Below are 18982 nucleotides of genomic sequence, written 5' to 3' on the forward strand. Positions count from 1 at the left end.
ACAGGTACCAACTGTCAGTTTATGGTAAAATCAGGCTAGTATATCTACTTCTATTGCGTCATCCTGTTTTCTTGTAAAAGAGCTTCTTTAAGAATATTGGACCTGCTGCAAAATATATCGCTTTCACTTTGCTAGCTATTCGTTTAGTTTTTAGTAAGCAATGGGTTTCTTAGTCTAGATACTATTGGAATTTAATCCTTATTTACAGATAAAATGCAAGTGTATACAAACTTGTCATGGCTTTGGTTTTTCATTGAAAAAAAAGTTAAACGAAAGTCTAATTAACTTAAAAATTAAATAGAAGTTGAAAACTATAAATTTAGTAACTAGTTATTTGAGCAGCTATTCTAGGAGATTTATTTTCTTTGAAAACAAAAAAACCAGTTCATTTCTGAACTGGTTTTTGTCGGGGTGGCAGGATTCGAACCTGCGACCTCCGCGTCCCAAACGCGGCGCGATAACCGGGCTACGCTACACCCCGAGTGGTTATCAATATTATTTCAATACTTGAGAAATTTTTCTGCCCTCGCAATTTGCTTTGACAGCTATTGCGGAGAGACAGGGATTCGAACCCTGGGTAAGTGTTTCCACCTACGACGATTTAGCAAACCGCTCCTTTCGGCCACTCAGGCACCTCTCCAATAATCTCTTCAATGAACTTAATTTCAGTACGTCTCCGTGGCTAAAATTGCGGTTGCAAATGTATGTTTTTGTATTCAAGTTCGCAACTATTTTCTTTATTTTTTTCAATAAGTTTAAAACTATTTCTAGATGGCCTCTAAAATAATTTGAATCGCCTACTTTCTAATATTCATACCCCCTTATCATTCAGGATATTCCACTCGCAGATGGTAGATGTTTATCAATTTTTGCTTAAAAATCTTTTTTATCGCCTCTATCTCCTTAAAGGTAATATTAGCGTTCAAAAACTGTCCGGCGCTCATTTGGCCCGCTACAATTTTATCCACAAATTCTTCAATAATTCCCGAAGTAGGGTTCTTTAAACTCTTGGATGCGGCTTCAACCGAATCTGCCATCATAAGTATGGCCGTTTCTTTTGAAAAAGGTATGGGCCCAGGGTATCTAAAGTTAGCCTCATCCACATCTTCTTCCAACTCTTGTTGTTTTTTATAAAAATAATAAACCAAAGATGTACCGTGATGCGATCGTATAAAATCTATGACTCGATCCGGTATCTTGTTTTTTCTGGCCAGTTCAATTCCATCAATTACATGGTTGATTATTATTTTACCACTATCCTTTGGCGACAATTCGTCATGAGGGTTTACATTGGTAATCTGGTTCTCCGTAAAATAAGTGGGGTGGTTCATTTTCCCAATATCATGATATAGCGCCCCTACTCTGACCAACATGGCATTTGCACCAATTTCGTTTGCCGCAGCTTCCGCTAGGTTAGCTACTTGTAATGAATGATGAAAAGTTCCCGGAGCTTTATTAGAAAGCTCCTTTAATAGCTTAGAATTGGTATCCGATAGTTCCAACAAAGACACATCGGAAACCAATCCAAAGACCTTTTCATATACATATATAAGTGGTTGCACAAAAAGGGTTATCATTCCGTTCAAAAAGAAAAGCCCCAACGTAAACCATTGAATATTGTCTAGATTTCCTTCATGTATGATATGAAAAGCCAAATAGCCCACAACATATATCAAAGTAATCTGGCCTACGGATATAAAAAGATTGGCTCTTTTATAAAGTTCGGATACCGTGAGTATAGTAACAATTCCCACAATTATCTGTAGAAAGATGTATTCAAAACTGTTGGGAACTACAAAGCCCAAAATAAGTACGGTCAACACATGAACAAATAGACCTAATCTAGCATCAAAAAAGGTCTTAAGCACCAAGGGTAAAATGCAAATGGGCACTACAAAAACAAAGGCTTCATCATATTTAACTACCATAGTGGTAACAAATACCATGAACAGAATATTAAAGAAAATAAAAGTAACCTTAGTGCTATTCTCAAAATTCTCTCTCCTATACTTTTTTAGGAAGAGAAAAAGCATCATGAGCACTAGGGCAACCAAAACGGTATAACCGAACAATATAAAATAATAGTTGTTGGCCGTCCATAATTCGGACTCATATTCCGTTTTTAGAGAGTTCAGCACATTTAAATTTTCGGACTCTACAACCTCTCCTTTTGCTATAATGAGTTTTCCCTCATCTACCGTTCCCCTGGTATGTGATATGCCTGATAACGCTTCATTCAGCGCTTTTTCAGAGAGATTTTTATCATACGTAATGTTTGGCCTCACAATATCCAAGAACAAGTCTTGATATTCTTGAGCATATATGTCTAAATCTTTCTTCTGAAGAATTTTTTTAAGTACAGTTCTCAAGTCCTTAATCTGAACAAAATTGCTGACCGCAACACGCTCCGCTTGGTTATCATTTACAAGATAGAACTGTTCTTTTACCCCTGGTTTACTGTTTTTTGCTAGAACTCCGTTTTTATACAACTGTTCTAGGATATCCTTCCCCGCTCCATCCAAAGCTTCCAGGGCACTTGGACTAAATCGTTCGCCAGTAAATACCGTAGAAAATTTTTGCTCGTATTCTTGGGCTACTTCTTGTTTAACAGAAGTATCTAGTTTAAAATAATCTATTTGATTGTTAAGAAGCTCGGTCTTTTCCTTAGAAATATCTTCATTACTTTTTTGTATGGAAAAGTCAAAAGGAGCATACAGATTCTCATACTGCCATGGTTTTCCTTTTTGAAACTCGTATTTAAATTTCCCCCCTTGGGGAAAGAATAAAACTATACAAACCACCGATACCAAGTATAGAAAATACTTATATAAAAGCGATTGGTTTTTAAAAAGTCTATCCAAAAAATTGCGCATGGGCCATGTATCTGAGTCAAAAATAGAAAATTATAAACTTCCGAGGGGCTTTTATCAAAACAACGAAATGTATTGCCTATTAATTTCTTAGTTTTGTGATACGAGAAATTCTTGTCTTAATATGAAAAAAGTAGTCATTGTATCTGCCACCAGAACTCCAATAGGTAGTTTTATGGGAGCGTTATCCTCAATTCCAGCTCCTAAACTTGGGGCTTCGGCCATAAAAGCGGCACTCGCTAAAATAAATCTTGAACCCAATCTAGTTGAAGAGGTTTTAATGGGTAACGTTGTTCAAGCAGGAACCGGACAAGCCCCCGCAAGACAGGCGGCAATTTTTGCAGGAATTCCTGATAATGTACCCTGTACTACCATAAATAAAGTCTGCGCTTCCGGGATGAAAGCCGTTATGCAGGCGGCTCAAGCTATTGCCCTAGGCGATATTTCAATTGCAGTGGCCGGAGGAATGGAAAACATGAGCCTAATTCCGCATTATGTTCATATGAGAAACGGTCAAAAATTTGGCCCCACTACTTTGGAAGACGGAATGCAAAAAGACGGTCTGGTAGATGCTTACGACCAACAAGCCATGGGGGTTTGTGCCGATGCATGTGCAACAGAATACAAGTTTTCCCGAGAAGACCAAGATAATTTTGCCGTACAGTCTTACAAAAGGTCCGCAGAAGCATGGAAAGACGGGAAATTCAACAATGAGGTAACGCCAATAGAAGTACCTCAGCGTCGTGGAGAGCCTATAGTTGTTTCCGAAGACGAAGAATTCAAGAATGTAAGAATGGATAAAATTCCCGCACTGCGTCCAGCCTTTTCAAAAGACGGAACGGTTACCGCAGCAAATGCTTCTACCATTAATGATGGAGCAGCTGCACTGGTTTTGATGAGCGAAGAAAAAGCGAAAGAATTAAATTTAAAACCCTTGGCTACTATTAAAAGTTATGCTGATGCCGCTCAAGAACCAAAATGGTTCACTACCGCACCGGCCAAAGCACTTCCAAAAGCTATTGCCAAAGCTGGTATTTTAATAGATGACATAGACTTCTTTGAGTTTAACGAAGCGTTTTCCGTGGTAGGATTGGCTAATATGAAACTATTGGGGTTAACGGATAAAAATGTAAACGTAAATGGTGGTGCCGTATCCCTAGGACATCCATTAGGTTGTTCTGGGGCGCGTATTCTTATAACGCTGTTGAATGTCTTAGAGCAAAACAATGCAAAAATAGGGGCTGCCGCAATATGTAATGGCGGAGGTGGCGCTTCTGCAATAATTGTAGAACGATAAAGAACACCTTCATTCAACCAAACATATGCAATACGGAATTTGTCCCCTAAGTATAGTTTCCGTTCGTGTAAATGCCGATGAAACGTCAGAAATGGTTTCTCAATTGGTATATGGCGAACATTTTAAAGTCTTGGAGCGTAGAAAGGCTTGGAGCCGCATTCGCCTTGCTTTCGATAAATTTGAAGGATGGGTGAACAATCACCAAATGACCCTAATTTCCGAAGAGACATATAAAAGTATAGAATCTTCTAAAAATGTAAGTTACACTTCTGACCTTATTTCTTTCGTAGAAACGGAAAACTCAGTTCTCTTACCCGTAATTCTGGGATCAACAACCAGTAATTGCTCCATACTTTCCCATACTTTTGACGGTAAATGCAACGGTAACAAAAAAGACAAAAGCCAAATCATACAGACGGCATTACTATACCTGAACGCTCCATACTTGTGGGGCGGAAAAACTCCTTTTGGTATTGACGCCGCAGGGTTCACCCAAATGGTGTACAAAGTTAACGGGTACCGGCTACTTAGAAAAGCGGCCGATCAATCCGGCCAAGGTCATGCATTAAGTTTTATTGAGGAAACCGAAGCTGGGGATTTAGCTTTTTTTGACAACAATGAAGGTGAAATTTACCATGTTGGGATTATCATGGAAAATAACTACATCATTCACGTAGATGGAAAAGTACGGATAGATCGTATTGACCATACCGGAATATTCAATAATGAAACAGGTAGTTACACCCATAAACTTAGGGTAATCAAACAAATTGTTTAGACCCAAAAAAAACGGCATAAAAAAATCCCCTAGGAAATTCCTAGGGGATTTTTTGTGCTTATAAACAGGGATTACTCTCCTAAAAGCTTCTTAACTCTTGTAAAGTTCTCCGTGTCGCCCATTGCGCCATAGATGTTTTTCAACTGCGTTAAGATACCTTGGTTATCTGGGTTCAACTTTAAAGCGTCCTCCAATACAGTAGCTCCTTGAGTGAAAAGATTATCCTTCTTTTCTTTTAGCTCATCATAACGAGCAATATCTTTTTTAGAATTACCCAACGAGTTCATCTCATCAATTAGACCGTTACCTTCGTTAACGTAAGTTGTAGAAAGGTTTAACTGAGCATTAGTGTAACCAGGGTTGATTTCCAAAGCTTTCTTGTAAGAAGCTCTCGCATCTTCCAAGTTACCCTGCTCCATGTTAATTACCCCAATGTTGTAATGTAAATCTGGATTATCAGGAGCTACAGAAGCTGCTTCCGCCATTAACTCTTTAAACTTTTCCTTATCACCCATCTTGTAATACAGGTTAGCTTCGTTCAAGATCAGGTTTACATCCTCTGGATCGTTAGCTCTTGCCGCTTTATAAGCTTCCAAAGCTTTATCATCTTGTCCTAATTGAGTATAGATTAAAGCCGTATTCTTAACGATTTCAGCTTTCTTAGACGGAGATCTCTCATCTTTAGGGTCTTTGTAAGTTCCAGACTTTACCATCAAATCTCTTTGAGTTTTGTCCATCTCCTCTTCTTGACCTGTCTCTACATTAGTAGCTTTATAGATAACACCACTACCGTCGTAACCTATTTCTTGAAGTTCGTTATAGTAAGACAACGCCTCTTCATAGTGACCACCGTTTACAGCGCTACTTGCCGCATAGTAAAGGTAAGATGTATCCTTTGGGCTAATCTTGTAGCTGGTATACAACTTTTCTGCAGCTTCTTTAAACTTCTTGTTACCGTTATCTTCTACAGCAGAGTTTACCAAATCAGCACTTAAGGCAGACATGTGTTGTTGAGTTTCATCGGAATATTTTTTCTTTCCGCTTTTTTCTTCTATTTCAATCACTTTTTGAAAAGCATCCGCTGCTTTTTTGAAAGCACTGGCATCACCTTTTTTCGCTAAATCTGCATAAGCTTTACCGCTTACGAAATAGTATTGCGCCTGTAATTTTGCATCAGCTCCTGAAATGGAACCCGAAACAGCTTCAAGTGCGCTACTCGCAGAAGCAGCATCACCAGCTTTCATAGCCTTTTCGGCTGCTTTTATTTCGTTCTTCTGTGCGAATCCTACCATGCAAAAACAAAGGCTCGCAACTATTAAAAATCTACGTTTCATTTTCAATTTAATTAAATATTAGTGTTATAATTATAGTTCAAAATTTATTCTTCTTCTGTTCCTTCGGTATTGTCATTATCAAGAGCCGTGCCATCTTCTTCTGCCTTAACATCCATATCCAATACATCTGCATCCGTAAGATCGTCTTCGTCCTTCATCACCTTAGCTACTGCCGCAATAGAATCGTTACCTTTTAGATTGATAAGACGAACCCCTTGTGTGGCTCTACCCATAACCCGAAGATCCTCTACACTCATTCTAATAGCGATACCTGATTTATTGATAATCATTAGGTCATCCGAATCCGAAACATTCTTAATGGCAACAAGACCTCCCGTTTTTTCAGTAATAGAAATGGTCTTAACTCCTTTACCTCCTCTATTGGTTATACGGTAATCATCTATATTGGAACGTTTACCATATCCATTTTCAGAAACTACAAGAAGGTTATCTTCCATATCATGAACGGAAACCATGCCAATTACCTCATCATTATCGTCCGCTAGGGTAATACCACGCACACCGGAAGCGTTCCTACCCATAGGGCGTGTCTTACTTTCCTCAAAACGTATAGCCTTACCAGACTTCAAACCTAAGAAAATTTGGCTAGTACCGGTAGTCAATTTTGCTTCTAGCAACTCATCGTCTTCACGAATACCAATAGCATTGATTCCATTTTGTCTTGGACGTGAGTATTGTTCTAAGCTAGTTTTCTTAACCACACCTTTTTTGGTGGCCATAATTACGTAGTGGCTGTTTACGTACTCTTCATCCTTAAGATCTTGGGTACAGATAAACGCTTTAACGTTATCATCCTGCTCAATATTAATTAGGTTTTGGATAGCCCTACCTTTTGATGTTCTACTACCCTCCGGTATTTCATAAACCCGCATCCAGAAACACTTACCTTTCTGAGTGAAGAATAGCATGTACTGGTGGTTGGTCCCCACAAAAAGATACTCCAAGAAATCTTCATTTCTAGTAGATGATGCTTTTTGACCAACACCTCCCCTGTTCTGTGTCTTGTACTCAGAAACCGGGGTTCTTTTAATATATCCAGCGTGCGAAATAGTAATTACTACTTGCTCATCCGGTATCATATCCTCAATACTTAAATCTCCACCGGCCAAGTTAATTTCGGAACGACGTTCATCTCCGTACTTCTCTTTTACCTCTAACAGCTCTTCCTTAATGATTTCCATTCTACGCTCTTTTCTAGCAAGAATATCTTTAAGATCCGCAATAGTCACAAGAATCTCATCATACTCGGCACGTAGCTTATCCTGCTCCAGACCTGTTAGTTGACGAAGTCTCATTTCCACAATGGCTTTCGCTTGAATCTCCGTTAATTTAAAACGTTCCATCAAGTTCTCCCTTGCCTCATCTGCATTAGAAGATGCCCTAATAATTGCAATTACTTCATCTATATTATCAGATGCAATAATCAACCCTTCCAAAATATGGGCACGGGCTTCCGCTTTCTTAAGTTCAAACTCCGTACGCCTTACCACTACTTCGTGGCGATGCTCCACAAAATAATGAATCATTTCCTTTATGTTCAATAACTGCGGACGGCCGTTTACCAACGCAATGTTATTGACACTAAAAGAATTTTGTAGTGCGGTATACTTATATAAGGTATTAAGAACAATGTTAGGAATGGCATCTCGTTTTAAGATATAAACGATACGCATTCCATTTCTATCGGACTCATCCCTAATACTAGAGATGCCTTCTATTTTCTTTTCGTTAACAAGATCGGCGGTTTTCTTGATCATGTCCGCCTTGTTCACCTGATACGGAATCTCTGTAACTACAATGCATTCCCTACCCTGTACCTCTTCTACAATAGCCTTTGCTCTAATCTTTACCCTACCTCTACCGGTATGGAAAGCCTCTTTAACTCCATCGTATCCATATATAATACCTCCTGTTGGAAAATCAGGGGCTTTGATATGGGTCATGATCTCATCGATCTCAATATCATTATTCTCAATATAGGCTACGGTTCCGTTTACAACCTCTGTTAAGTTGTGGGGCGGCATATTTGTTGCCATACCAACCGCAATACCAGAAGCTCCGTTTACCAATAAGTTAGGTACACGGGTAGGAAGAACGGTAGGTTCTTTTAAAGAATCATCAAAGTTTAATTGATGATCTACGGTTTCCTTATCTATATCCGCCAACATGTCATCGGCAATCTTTCTCATTCTTGCCTCGGTATAACGCATTGCCGCAGGGCTATCACCATCAACGGACCCAAAGTTACCTTGGCCATCTACTAACATGTAGCGCAAGCTCCACTCTTGTGCCATACGCACCATAGAGTCATATACGGATGTATCACCATGCGGGTGGTACTTACCTAGAACCTCACCCACGATACGCGCAGATTTTTTATGGGAACTAGTGGATCGCACCCCAAGTTCGTACATCCCGTAAAGCACCCTTCTGTGAACTGGTTTTAAACCATCCCTGACATCAGGTAAAGCACGTGACACAATGACTGACATCGAATAGTCGATGTAAGCAGATTTCATTTCCTCTTCGATGTTAATCGGGATCAATTTTTCTCCTTCTGCCATTTTTAAATCCTAGAATTATTTTAGTTAAAAAACATGCCAATATACACAAAATGATAGCCTTTAAAGCACATACACCCTTCTTTATTAAACAATTTATCAACACTTTTTCAATACCAAAAAGCCACCCTTCTTACCCTAAGCACCTTTTAGGGGCATTCCTTTTTCAATATTTCAAGCTACTTTCTCTAATATTAGGTACACTATTTGCGTTAGATTGGTATAGTTTTACTAATTTTATAGATGAAAGGATAAATTTATGGATGATAATTTTTCACCGAGAGTAAAAGACGTAATTGCTTATAGTAAAGAAGAGGCGCTGCGGTTAGGCCATGATTTCATTGGTACCGAGCATCTAATGTTGGGGCTTTTACGAGATGGCAACGGCAAAGCAATTAGTATTCTTGACGCTATGGAGGTCGATTTAGATCATCTTAGGCGTAAGGTAGAAATTCTTAGCCCTTCCAACCCAAACCCGAACACTTTACAAAAAGATAAAAAGAACCTGCATTTGACGAGACAGGCAGAGCGCGCCCTTAAAACTACGTTTTTAGAGGCTAAGCTATTCCAAAGTTCATCGATCAATACTGCACATTTACTATTATGTATTTTGAGAAACGAAAATGACCCTACCACGAAGCTACTTCACAAACTAAAAGTAGATTACGATGGCGTTAAGGAACAGTTTAAATTTATGATTACAAGCGATGATGATATTGTAGACTCTCCAACTTCCGAATCATTTCCTAGTGATAATGATGACAGTGAAGGAAAAGAAGGAAGTTTTGGCACTACAGCCGGACAAAAAGGCAATAAAAAGTCTAAAACTCCTGTATTGGACAACTTTGGTCGTGACCTTACCCTTATGGCAGAGGAAAACAGACTGGACCCTGTAGTTGGACGAGAAAAAGAAATTGAAAGAGTTTCGCAAATTCTAAGCAGAAGAAAGAAAAACAACCCTTTATTAATAGGTGAGCCCGGTGTTGGTAAAAGTGCCATTGCCGAAGGTCTGGCTTTGCGCATCATAAACAAGAAAGTTTCACGTATTCTTTACAACAAAAGAGTAGTAACGCTTGACTTGGCCTCTTTAGTTGCCGGCACAAAATACCGTGGGCAGTTTGAGGAACGCATGAAAGCCGTTATGAACGAACTTGAAAAGAATGATGACGTTATTCTTTTTATTGATGAAATCCACACCATTGTTGGCGCTGGTGGCGCTACGGGTAGTTTGGATGCTTCCAACATGTTCAAACCTGCTTTGGCAAGAGGCGAAATTCAATGTATTGGTGCTACTACGCTAGACGAATACCGTCAATACATAGAAAAAGATGGTGCTCTAGAAAGACGTTTCCAAAAAGTAATCGTAGAACCTACTACTGTTGAAGAGACTATTGAAATTCTTCATAATATAAAAGGTAAATACGAAGATCACCACAATGTAAACTATACGGACGAGGCTATTGTTGCCTGTGTAAAATTAACAAACCGTTATATGACGGATCGTTTTTTACCGGACAAAGCCATTGATGCCCTAGATGAGGCCGGTTCGCGTGTTCATATTGTGAATATGGATGTTCCTAAGCAGATTCTAGAATTGGAAAAACAGCTAGAAGACGTTCGCGTATTGAAAAATAGTGTTGTAAAGAAACAAAAATACGAGGAAGCCGCTAAGTTGCGTGATGACGAGAAGCGCCTTGAGAAGGACTTGGCCACTGCTCAAGAAAAATGGGAAGAAGACAGTAAGCTCCATAAAGAAACGGTTAACGAGGACAATGTAGCGGATGTTGTTTCTATGATGAGCGGTATACCCGTAAACAGAATAGCGCAAACGGAAAGTAATAAATTAGCTGAATTGCCCAACCTCATAAAATCCAATGTAATTGGTCAAGATGATGCGGTTGCAAAGGTTGCCAAAGCCATACAAAGAAACCGTGCCGGACTAAAAGACCCTAACAAGCCTATTGGTTCGTTCATTTTCTTAGGTCAGACCGGGGTAGGTAAAACGCAATTGGCCAAAGTATTGGCTAAAGAACTTTTTGATTCGGAAGACGCTTTAATCCGTATTGACATGAGCGAGTACATGGAAAAATTCGCCATATCTAGATTAGTAGGTGCACCTCCGGGATATGTGGGTTATGAAGAAGGTGGCCAGCTGACGGAGAAAGTACGACGCAAACCTTATTCTGTTATCTTGTTAGATGAAGTTGAAAAAGCGCATCCAGATGTATTTAACATGCTCTTGCAAGTTTTAGATGATGGATTCCTTACGGATAGTTTAGGACGAAAAATAGATTTCAGAAACTCTATAATCATCATGACCTCCAATATTGGAGCCCGTAAATTGAAAGATTTCGGTCAAGGCATCGGTTTTGGAACATCTGCCATGAAGTCACAAGAAGAGAGTCACCAAAAGAGTGTTATTGAAGGTGCGCTTAAAAAAGCGTTTGCTCCTGAATTCTTAAACAGAATTGATGATGTTATTGTCTTTAATGCTTTGGAAAGAGCAGACATTCACAAAATCATAGATATTGAGCTTCGCAAACTATTCGCAAGAATTAAGGATATTGGATATGATTTAAATCTTACCGATAAAGCCAAAGATTATATCGCGGATAAAGGTTTTGATAAGCAATATGGAGCTAGACCTTTAAAAAGAGCCATCCAGAAGTATATTGAAGATGCTCTAGCCGAAGAAATAGTGAACTCTAAACTTGATGAAGGAGATACTATTTTGATGGATTTGGACGAGAAGAAGGAAGAGCTTACCATAGAGATTAAAAAAGCAGAAAAATCTTCTAATACATAAACTTAACGTAGGAAATGTGAGCAAAGGGAGTCAATTAATTTGACTCCCTTTTTTCTTATGATAAAATTTTGAAGTAAGAAACACAACACATTTATTTTCCAGCAATAGCACTATAAACGATATTTACGCTTTTAGTCTATTATTTTTCGCAAAAGATTACGATACATCTACATTCGTCACAGGACATTATAATATATTTAAAATGAAAGTGAGACGACCAAAAAAGACTGTTATAGTCAGGGAGTATCAATTAGATGTTGGAAAAATACAGGTTTACGAAAACTATATGGTTTCGCTGTTCGATGAAGGAGCAACACTTACATTGGAAAGAGTATACCAAATAATAGGAATTTCAGAAATACATTTTAGGGACAAAAACTTTGGTTACATAAGTCTAAGAAAAAATTCTTATGCTGTAGACCCTACCATATACACCTATTTGAGACAGTTAGACAACCTTAAGGCAATGGCTATTGTTTCCGTAAAGGAAATAGATATGCACAACTTTAAAATTGAAAAACTCTTCTACAAAAAACCAATGAAATTTTTTATTGAGTTTGATAATGCGGTAGCTTGGGTAAAAAGACGGGTTAAGACCAGATAATATTGTTTTATTCCATAAAAAAAGCCTCAAGATTCTAGAATCTTGAGGCTTTTTTTATGTCTTTAAGTCAGTCTATTATTCTGCTGACGCCTCACCACCGCTCTGCTCAGGCCTATTTTCCGGTTGTGCAAACAAATCTATAAAGGCCAAACCAATTGCGTCAACAACATGAGATGCCGTAAGTGCCTGATATCCGGTTTTTTCCACAGCAATATCTCCCGCTCTTCCGTGTAAATAAACCCCAAATACGGCCGCGTTAAGTGGGTTGTAACCCTGAGCTATCAAACCCGTTATCACCCCTGTTAAAACATCTCCTGTACCACCTGTTCCCATTCCCGGATTACCCGTTGTGTTTACATATCCCTTATCATCATAAATAGTAATCGTATGAGAACCCTTAATCACCAATACACAATCATATTTCTTTGAAAATTCTTTGGCTTTTTTCAGCTTGTCAAAATCATCTTTCCAGCTTCCAATTAATCGCTCCAACTCCTTTGGGTGCGGTGTTAACACGGTCTGAGCAGGAATTTTACCCAGCAATGCCTTGTTTTCTGAAAGAATATTAAGCGCATCAGCATCTATAACCAGAGGTTTTTTATTGTCGCCCAGAAACTCATCCAATGCTTTTACAGTACTCGCATCCTTTCCTAATCCAACACCAATACCTACTACCGTGGGGTCAATATCAAATTCAAGTTTTGAGATATGATTTTCATCATTGTCGGTTAAAACCATGGCCTCTGGAAAATTGGTTTGCAACGGAATATATCCGCATTTGGGCACAAAAGCCGTAACCAAACCGCTCCCCACATGTAAACAGGCCTTTGAAGCCAAGTGAACCGCTCCTATTTTTCCATAGCTACCACCCACAATCAATCCATGCCCGTGGGTGCCCTTGTGCGAAAACTTCTCTCTGGGAATGTAAATAGGAAGCATTTCATTTTTTCCTATCAGCTCATATTCCGTTTCCGTATTCACCAGAAATTCGGGGTCAAGACCAATATCTAAAACTTCCCATTGTTCCGTAAAAATGCCAGTTTCGGGCAAGAAAAAAACCAATTTGGGCACTTGAAAGCTCAAGGTATGGTTCGCTTTTACAACTGCTTTTTCGTCCTCTGGTACTCTATCTGTAAATAAACCGGAAGGAATATCCACAGAAAGCACAAAGGCTTTAGATTTTTCAATATGTTCAAACAAATTCACCACCCAAGAATCGGGAGCTCGGTTAAGTCCAATGCCAAAAATAGCATCAACAATAATATCATCACTACCAATTTCCGGAAGCACTGAGCTATCATCCAAAAATTCCGGCCATATTTTTCGGTCTTTTAATCGGTCTAAATTCACCAAAAAATCATCTGACCGCTTCTTGCTATAGTTTACAACATAGACTCCAATATTATAACCATGTTCTTGTAAATGCCGCGCCAACGCAATACCGTCTCCCCCATTATTACCTATTCCGCAGAACAAGTGAATTTTAACCGGCGCCCCTTGAATTCTAAGGTGCAACCAATTAAAAAGTTGAACGGCAACCCCTTCCATTAATTGGTCACTAGAAATATTGTTCTTTTTAATTGTAGCCTTATCAGCTTCATAAATTTGCTTTGACGAGAAGATTTTCATGTATAAAATTGTAGAATTATCTGGTTCTTAGGTATGTAACTAGTTCTATATAGTTAGCCGTTTTGCCGAAATATTAGACTTTAGCCATTAATTTTTTGCGAAAATCTCACAAAAATCTGAATAATGTAAGTAATTAACATTATCGCTCAATAACTAACAACAAAAATTTGATTAAGAATCCAAAAGTACTACTTTTGATGCTTTCATTTTTACAATGTACCAGCATATCGCAAACATATCAACTGAATTTTTCTTCACGACCAATGGTTCAATCAACACATTTGGCACCACCACCCCTTTGGGGTAGACAAAAACATATCAGTTCGTTTTCGCGTTATTTCGCATCCAATCTATTTTTTAAGAGTAAATTTCATCTAACATGAAAGTTTTAAAATTCGGCGGCACTTCTGTTGCCAACGCCTCTAACATATCATTAGTAAAAAATATTGTTGCTAACACAGAAGCCAAAAAAACCATTGTGGTAGTTTCGGCCTTTGGCGGTGTTACAGACCTATTATTGAATGCAGCACACTTAGCCTCATCGCAGAGCCAAGGGTACAAATCTATTTTGAAAGAAATAGAAGATAGGCACTTAGATACGGTAAAAGCTCTCATTCACGTAAGTGCACAAAGTAAGGTACTAAGTAAGGTGAAGAGCGAATTGAACACTCTGGAGACCTTACTGGAAGGCGCCTCCTTAATTGGTGAGACCACTCCAAGACTTTCGGATAAAATTGTTAGCTATGGTGAACTTTTATCATCTTATATCATTAGCGAATACTTTTCACAGGAAAAGTTAAATGCTGGTTATGTAGATAGTAGGGAACTCATAAAGACGAATAATATTAATGGTAAGGCTGCAGTAAATTTTGACCTGACCAATGCTAATTGTGAGCAGTTCTTTAATGCAGACGAGCATCAAATCATTGTCATGGGAGGTTTTATTGCTTCCTCAGAAAACGGAAACTCCACTACTTTAGGACGTGGAGGATCGGATTATACCGCCGCTATTGTAGCTGCAGCAGTGAATGCGGAATTCCTTGAAATTTGGACGGACGTTAGCGGCATGTATACTGCTAATCCAAAACTGGTGAAACAAGCCAAGGCCATCCCGCACATATCATACGAAGAAGCCATGGAGCTATCGCACTTTGGCGCTAAAGTTTTATATCCCCCAACTATTCAACCTGTATTGGCCAAGGGCATTTCTATCGTAATCAAAAACACTTTTGAACCTGAAAACGCAGGTACCCTTATTACCAAGAACAAGAATAAACAAGGTAAGACCGTACGTGGTATCAGTCACGTTGAGAATATTGCCCTTTTATCTTTGGAAGGCCCAGGAATGGTAGGGATACCAGGAACTTCAAAACGTTTTTTTGAGGTGCTTTCCCAATCAGAGATAAGTGTTGTTTTAATTACTCAAGCTTCGTCCGAACATTCAATTTGTGTTGGTATTTCCGCGGATGATATCGATAAGGCGACAGAAGTGGTAAACACTGCTTTTGAATATGAAATTGAGAGAGGCAAAATTAAACCTGTCATTGCGGAAAAGGACTTGGCCATCATAGCACTAGTTGGTGACAACATGAAAAGCCACCAAGGTTTAAGTGGTAAAATGTTTAGCACATTAGGTAAGAACAATGTTAATCTAAGGGTTATTGCGCAAGGGGCTTCAGAGCGAAATATATCTGCGGTCATCAAAAAAGAGGATGTTAAAAAGGCCCTGAATGCACTTCATGAAGAGTTCTTTGAAGAGAATATAAAACAATTAAACCTGTTTGTAATGGGTGTTGGTAACGTTGGCTCCAAATTTTTGAACCAAGTGCATCAACAAAAGAAATTTTTGAAGGAAAACCTAAAATTGAACATACGTGTAATAGGTATGTCCAATTCCCGTACCATGGTTTTCAATGAAACTGGAATTCCCCTTAAAAACTGGGAATCAGAATTAGCTGCTGGTGAAAAAGCGGATAAAGTTAAGTTCATGCAAAAAGTGAACGAACTTAATTACCGTAATAGCATTTTTGTAGATAATACGGCCAGTGAAGAGGTTTCAAAAACATATAACACCTATTTGGGTAACAGCATTTCTGTTGTTACTTGCAACAAAATTGCTTGCTCGTCAGCTTTTGAAAATTACCAAGAACTAAAATCATTGGCTAGAACTTACAATGCTCCATTTTTGTTTGAAACAAACGTAGGCGCAGGTCTGCCAATCATTGACACCTTGAAGCATTTGATTGCTTCAGGTGATAAAATCCTTAAAATTCAAGCGGTACTTTCTGGAAGCTTAAATTTTGTCTTTAATAATTTTAATGACAAGACTACTTTTCACGATATCGTAAAACAAGCCCAGCAAGAAGGGTATACCGAGCCTGACCCAAAGATTGATTTGAGCGGTGTGGACGTAATGCGAAAAATATTGATTTTAGCGCGGGAAAGTGGAAATCAGCTAGAGATAACCGATATCGAAAACAAATCTTTCTTACCACAAGAAAGTTTGGATACCGATAATAACGAAGACTTTTTTGCTACCCTGATAAAGCATGAAGAAGATTTCCAGGCCATGTACAAAGAAGCTAACGACGCTAATAGCAAACTAAAATACGTTGCACAATTTGAAGATGGTAAGGCAAGCGTAGGTTTACAAGCCATACCAAAAGGACATGACTTCTATAACTTGGAAGGAAGTGACAATATCGTTTTATTTTATACGGAACGCTACCCAAATCAGCCTATGATTATTAAGGGGGCAGGTGCAGGTGCCGATGTTACCGCTTCCGGTATTTTTGCCGATATCATCAGAATTGGAAATTTCTAATTATGGAGGAAATCAAAGTATTTTGCCCGGCCACAATTGCCAACATCTCATGTGGATTTGACGTATTAGGCGTTGCCCTTGATAATGTAGGCGACATTATGGTAGTTAGGAAAACCCAAGAAAAAGGCATTCGCATCACCAAACTGGAAGGTCAGGATTTACCTATGGAAACCGAGCAAAATGTTGCCGGTGTAGCAGGTTTGGCGCTTTTGGAAAAAAGTGATTACGCAGGTGGGTTCGAAGTAGAAATCTATAAAAAAATTAAAGCCGGTAGCGGCATTGGCAGCAGCGCAGCAAGTTCTACCGGTGCCGTCTGGGCCATGAACGAGCTTTTGAACAGACCGTTCACGACAGCTGAACTGGTTACATTTGCTATGGAAGGCGAAAGGTTGGCAAGCGGTGTAGCCCATGCGGACAATGTAGCCCCTGCCCTATTTGGCGGGTTTACTTTAGTACGCAGTTATGCTCCATTGGATATTGTCCCCATTCATACGCCACCCGAATTGTACGCTACTGTAATACATCCACAGATAGAAGTTAAGACATCTGATTCCAGAAAGATTCTTAAGACCAATATTACATTGGCCGATGGCATCAAACAATGGGGTAATGTAGGTGGTCTTATAGCCGGTCTATATACCGAAAATTACGACCTTATTGGCCGTTCTTTGGAAGACCATATCGTAGAACCTATACGCTCCATTCTTATACCTGGTTTTGACCAGGTTAAAACCGAAGCTTTAAAAGCAGGTGCTTTAGGTTGTGGCATCTCAGGGTCAGGGCCCTCAATTTTTGCATTCAGCAAAGGCATAGACACCGCTCACAAGGTAGGTGAAGCAATCAAAGAAGTTTACAAGAACATTGGTATTGACTATGACGTTCATGTATCTAAAATTAATAGTGAAGGAATTAAGACCATACAGTAATGAATTTTTACAGTCTAAATAAAAAAGCACCCGACGTTTCATTTAAAGATGCCGTAATTAAAGGAATTGCTCCTGACAAAGGCCTTTATTTTCCAGAACGTATAGAACCGCTTCCAAAGCGATTTTTTGAGCATATTGAAGACCTTACAGATCACGAAATTGCTTTTAACGCTATTCATCAATTTGTATCCAAGGAAATCCCTAATGATAGACTTAGAGAAATTATAGCCAAGGTGCTAGATTTTGACTTTCCAGTGGTAGAAATTGAAGAAAACGTAGCTACGTTAGAGCTTTTTCACGGTCCCACAATGGCGTTCAAAGATGTAGGCGCCCGTTTTATGGCCAACTGTCTCGGTTATTTTTCCGAAGGCGAAAAACAGGATGTGACCGTTTTGGTAGCGACTTCCGGCGATACTGGCGGTGCCGTAGCCAATGGTTTTTTAGGCGTAGAAGGTGTTCGTGTGGTAATTTTATATCCGGACGGAAAAGTGAGCGATATTCAAGAGCGCCAGTTGACCACTTTAGGTGAAAATATAACAGCCCTTAAAGTTGACGGTACTTTTGACGATTGTCAAAAAATGGTAAAAACCGCATTTCTAGACGAAGCTCTTCTAGAAAAAATGCAATTGACCTCCGCCAATTCGATTAATGTAGCGCGGTGGTTACCCCAATTGTTCTATTTTCTATTTGCCTACAAACAGGCAAAATCCCAGGGAAAAGAAATTGTATTTTCCATACCTAGCGGAAATTTTGGAAATGTATGCGCCGGAATGGTAGCCCAACGTTTGGGTATGCCCGTAAAGCACTTCATTGCCTCAACGAATGTTAACGATACCGTTCCCCAGTTTATGCAAACGGAAGAATACAAACCTAAACCGTCTACAGCTACTATCTCAAATGCTATGGATGTGGGTGACCCGAGTAATTTTATCCGTATTAGACATTTGTATCAAGACAATTTTGATACGCTAAAAGAGAACCTCAGCTCCTATTCTTTTACAGATACAGAAACAAGGGAGACCATGAAGAAGATATACGGTGAGAGCGGATATATTGCAGACCCACACGGTGCCGTTGGTTATTTAGGATTGAAAAAATATCAGGAATCACACCCAAATACCTACGGTATCTTCTTAGAAACCGCACATCCGGTTAAATTCTTGGATGTAGTAGAAGACACCATTGGAAAGTCCGTTGAAATCCCAGAGCAAATCCAAAAGGTAATGGACAAAGAAAAGAAGGCTATTTCAATTAAGGAATACGACGAGCTAAAGCAATATCTACTGAATAGATAGCAAACAAAAAGCCCCTAAAGAAAATTCTTTAGGGGCT

11 protein-coding genes and 2 tRNA genes are annotated in these 18982 nt (G+C 39.1%); 7 read left to right on the forward strand and 6 right to left on the reverse strand.

What is annotated here, in order from left to right:
- Nucleotides 1–406: 406 nt before the first annotated feature.
- The 3 genes from SJY45_RS07365 to SJY45_RS07375 all read right to left on the reverse strand — a co-directional run bounded on the left by SJY45_RS07365 (nucleotide 407) and on the right by SJY45_RS07375 (nucleotide 2873).
- Nucleotides 407–481 (reverse strand) — tRNA-Pro (locus SJY45_RS07365).
- Between the two features lie 70 nt (nucleotides 482–551).
- Nucleotides 552–640, reverse strand: a tRNA-Ser gene (locus SJY45_RS07370).
- 184 nt (nucleotides 641–824) lie between these two features.
- The gene (locus SJY45_RS07375) at nucleotides 825–2873 is read right to left on the reverse strand and encodes an HD family phosphohydrolase (RefSeq protein WP_400073853.1); all 2049 of its coding nucleotides are present in this window, start codon (nucleotides 2871–2873) and stop codon (nucleotides 825–827) included.
- A 121-nt stretch (nucleotides 2874–2994) separates the two neighbouring features.
- Here SJY45_RS07375 and SJY45_RS07380 point away from each other — a divergent pair, with 121 nt between their 5' ends.
- Together SJY45_RS07380 and SJY45_RS07385 are read left to right on the forward strand one after the other, a co-directional pair.
- Complete coding sequence (locus SJY45_RS07380; protein ID WP_400073854.1) at nucleotides 2995–4167, forward strand: acetyl-CoA C-acyltransferase; 1173 nt, start codon at nucleotides 2995–2997, stop codon at nucleotides 4165–4167.
- Between the two features lie 25 nt (nucleotides 4168–4192).
- Nucleotides 4193–4945: a C40 family peptidase gene (locus SJY45_RS07385; RefSeq protein ID WP_215912364.1), complete on the forward strand. Its 753-nt coding sequence runs from the start codon at nucleotides 4193–4195 to the stop codon at nucleotides 4943–4945.
- A 71-nt stretch (nucleotides 4946–5016) separates the two neighbouring features.
- On the opposite strand, the gene SJY45_RS07390 is transcribed toward SJY45_RS07385, so the two are convergent.
- Together SJY45_RS07390 and gyrA are read right to left on the reverse strand one after the other, a co-directional pair.
- On the reverse strand, nucleotides 5017–6279 hold the full coding sequence (locus SJY45_RS07390; RefSeq protein ID WP_400073855.1) for a tetratricopeptide repeat protein: 1263 nt from the start codon (nucleotides 6277–6279) through the stop codon (nucleotides 5017–5019).
- 44 nt (nucleotides 6280–6323) lie between these two features.
- Complete coding sequence (gene gyrA, locus SJY45_RS07395; protein ID WP_400073856.1) at nucleotides 6324–8864, reverse strand: DNA gyrase subunit A; 2541 nt, start codon at nucleotides 8862–8864, stop codon at nucleotides 6324–6326.
- 256 nt (nucleotides 8865–9120) lie between these two features.
- On the opposite strand from gyrA, the gene SJY45_RS07400 reads away from it, so the two are divergent.
- The gene (locus SJY45_RS07400) at nucleotides 9121–11667 is read left to right on the forward strand and encodes an ATP-dependent Clp protease ATP-binding subunit (RefSeq protein ID WP_289040759.1); all 2547 of its coding nucleotides are present in this window, start codon (nucleotides 9121–9123) and stop codon (nucleotides 11665–11667) included.
- 202 nt (nucleotides 11668–11869) lie between these two features.
- Nucleotides 11870–12271, forward strand: a complete 402-nt coding sequence (locus SJY45_RS07405) for an STAS/SEC14 domain-containing protein (protein WP_400073857.1) — start codon at nucleotides 11870–11872, stop codon at nucleotides 12269–12271.
- Nucleotides 12272–12346: 75 nt separating this feature from the next.
- On the opposite strand, the gene SJY45_RS07410 is transcribed toward SJY45_RS07405, so the two are convergent.
- Complete coding sequence (locus SJY45_RS07410; RefSeq protein ID WP_400073858.1) at nucleotides 12347–13900, reverse strand: NAD(P)H-hydrate dehydratase; 1554 nt, start codon at nucleotides 13898–13900, stop codon at nucleotides 12347–12349.
- A 379-nt stretch (nucleotides 13901–14279) separates the two neighbouring features.
- On the opposite strand from SJY45_RS07410, the gene thrA reads away from it, so the two are divergent.
- Genes thrA through thrC form a run of 3 tightly spaced genes read left to right on the forward strand, consistent with a single transcriptional unit; the run spans nucleotide 14280 to nucleotide 18945 of the window.
- A complete protein-coding gene (gene thrA / locus SJY45_RS07415) occupies nucleotides 14280–16724 on the forward strand; it encodes a bifunctional aspartate kinase/homoserine dehydrogenase I (protein WP_400073859.1) in 2445 nt (814 codons plus the stop codon).
- A gap of 2 nt (nucleotides 16725–16726) precedes the next feature.
- The gene (locus SJY45_RS07420; RefSeq protein WP_400073860.1) at nucleotides 16727–17650 is read left to right on the forward strand and encodes a homoserine kinase; all 924 of its coding nucleotides are present in this window, start codon (nucleotides 16727–16729) and stop codon (nucleotides 17648–17650) included.
- Entirely contained in the window at nucleotides 17650–18945 is a 1296-nt protein-coding gene (gene thrC / locus SJY45_RS07425) for a threonine synthase (protein ID WP_400073861.1), read from the forward strand. Before SJY45_RS07420 ends, thrC begins: the two co-directional genes overlap by 1 nt.
- Nucleotides 18946–18982 lie beyond the last annotated feature (37 nt).

This window comes from Zobellia russellii, assembly GCF_044597075.1.
Classification (GTDB): Bacteria; Bacteroidota; Bacteroidia; order Flavobacteriales; family Flavobacteriaceae; genus Zobellia; species Zobellia russellii.

Coding starts and splice junctions, on each gene's coding strand:
- SJY45_RS07375 (WP_400073853.1), bottom strand. CDS start 2,873: ATGCGCAATTTTTTGGATAGACTTTTTAAAAACCAATCGCTTTTATAT.
- SJY45_RS07380 (WP_400073854.1), top strand. CDS start 2,995: ATGAAAAAAGTAGTCATTGTATCTGCCACCAGAACTCCAATAGGTAGT.
- SJY45_RS07385 (WP_215912364.1), top strand. CDS start 4,193: ATGCAATACGGAATTTGTCCCCTAAGTATAGTTTCCGTTCGTGTAAAT.
- SJY45_RS07390 (WP_400073855.1), bottom strand. CDS start 6,279: ATGAAACGTAGATTTTTAATAGTTGCGAGCCTTTGTTTTTGCATGGTA.
- gyrA (WP_400073856.1), bottom strand. CDS start 8,864: ATGGCAGAAGGAGAAAAATTGATCCCGATTAACATCGAAGAGGAAATG.
- SJY45_RS07400 (WP_289040759.1), top strand. CDS start 9,121: ATGGATGATAATTTTTCACCGAGAGTAAAAGACGTAATTGCTTATAGT.
- SJY45_RS07405 (WP_400073857.1), top strand. CDS start 11,870: ATGAAAGTGAGACGACCAAAAAAGACTGTTATAGTCAGGGAGTATCAA.
- SJY45_RS07410 (WP_400073858.1), bottom strand. CDS start 13,900: ATGAAAATCTTCTCGTCAAAGCAAATTTATGAAGCTGATAAGGCTACA.
- thrA (WP_400073859.1), top strand. CDS start 14,280: ATGAAAGTTTTAAAATTCGGCGGCACTTCTGTTGCCAACGCCTCTAAC.
- SJY45_RS07420 (WP_400073860.1), top strand. CDS start 16,727: ATGGAGGAAATCAAAGTATTTTGCCCGGCCACAATTGCCAACATCTCA.
- thrC (WP_400073861.1), top strand. CDS start 17,650: ATGAATTTTTACAGTCTAAATAAAAAAGCACCCGACGTTTCATTTAAA.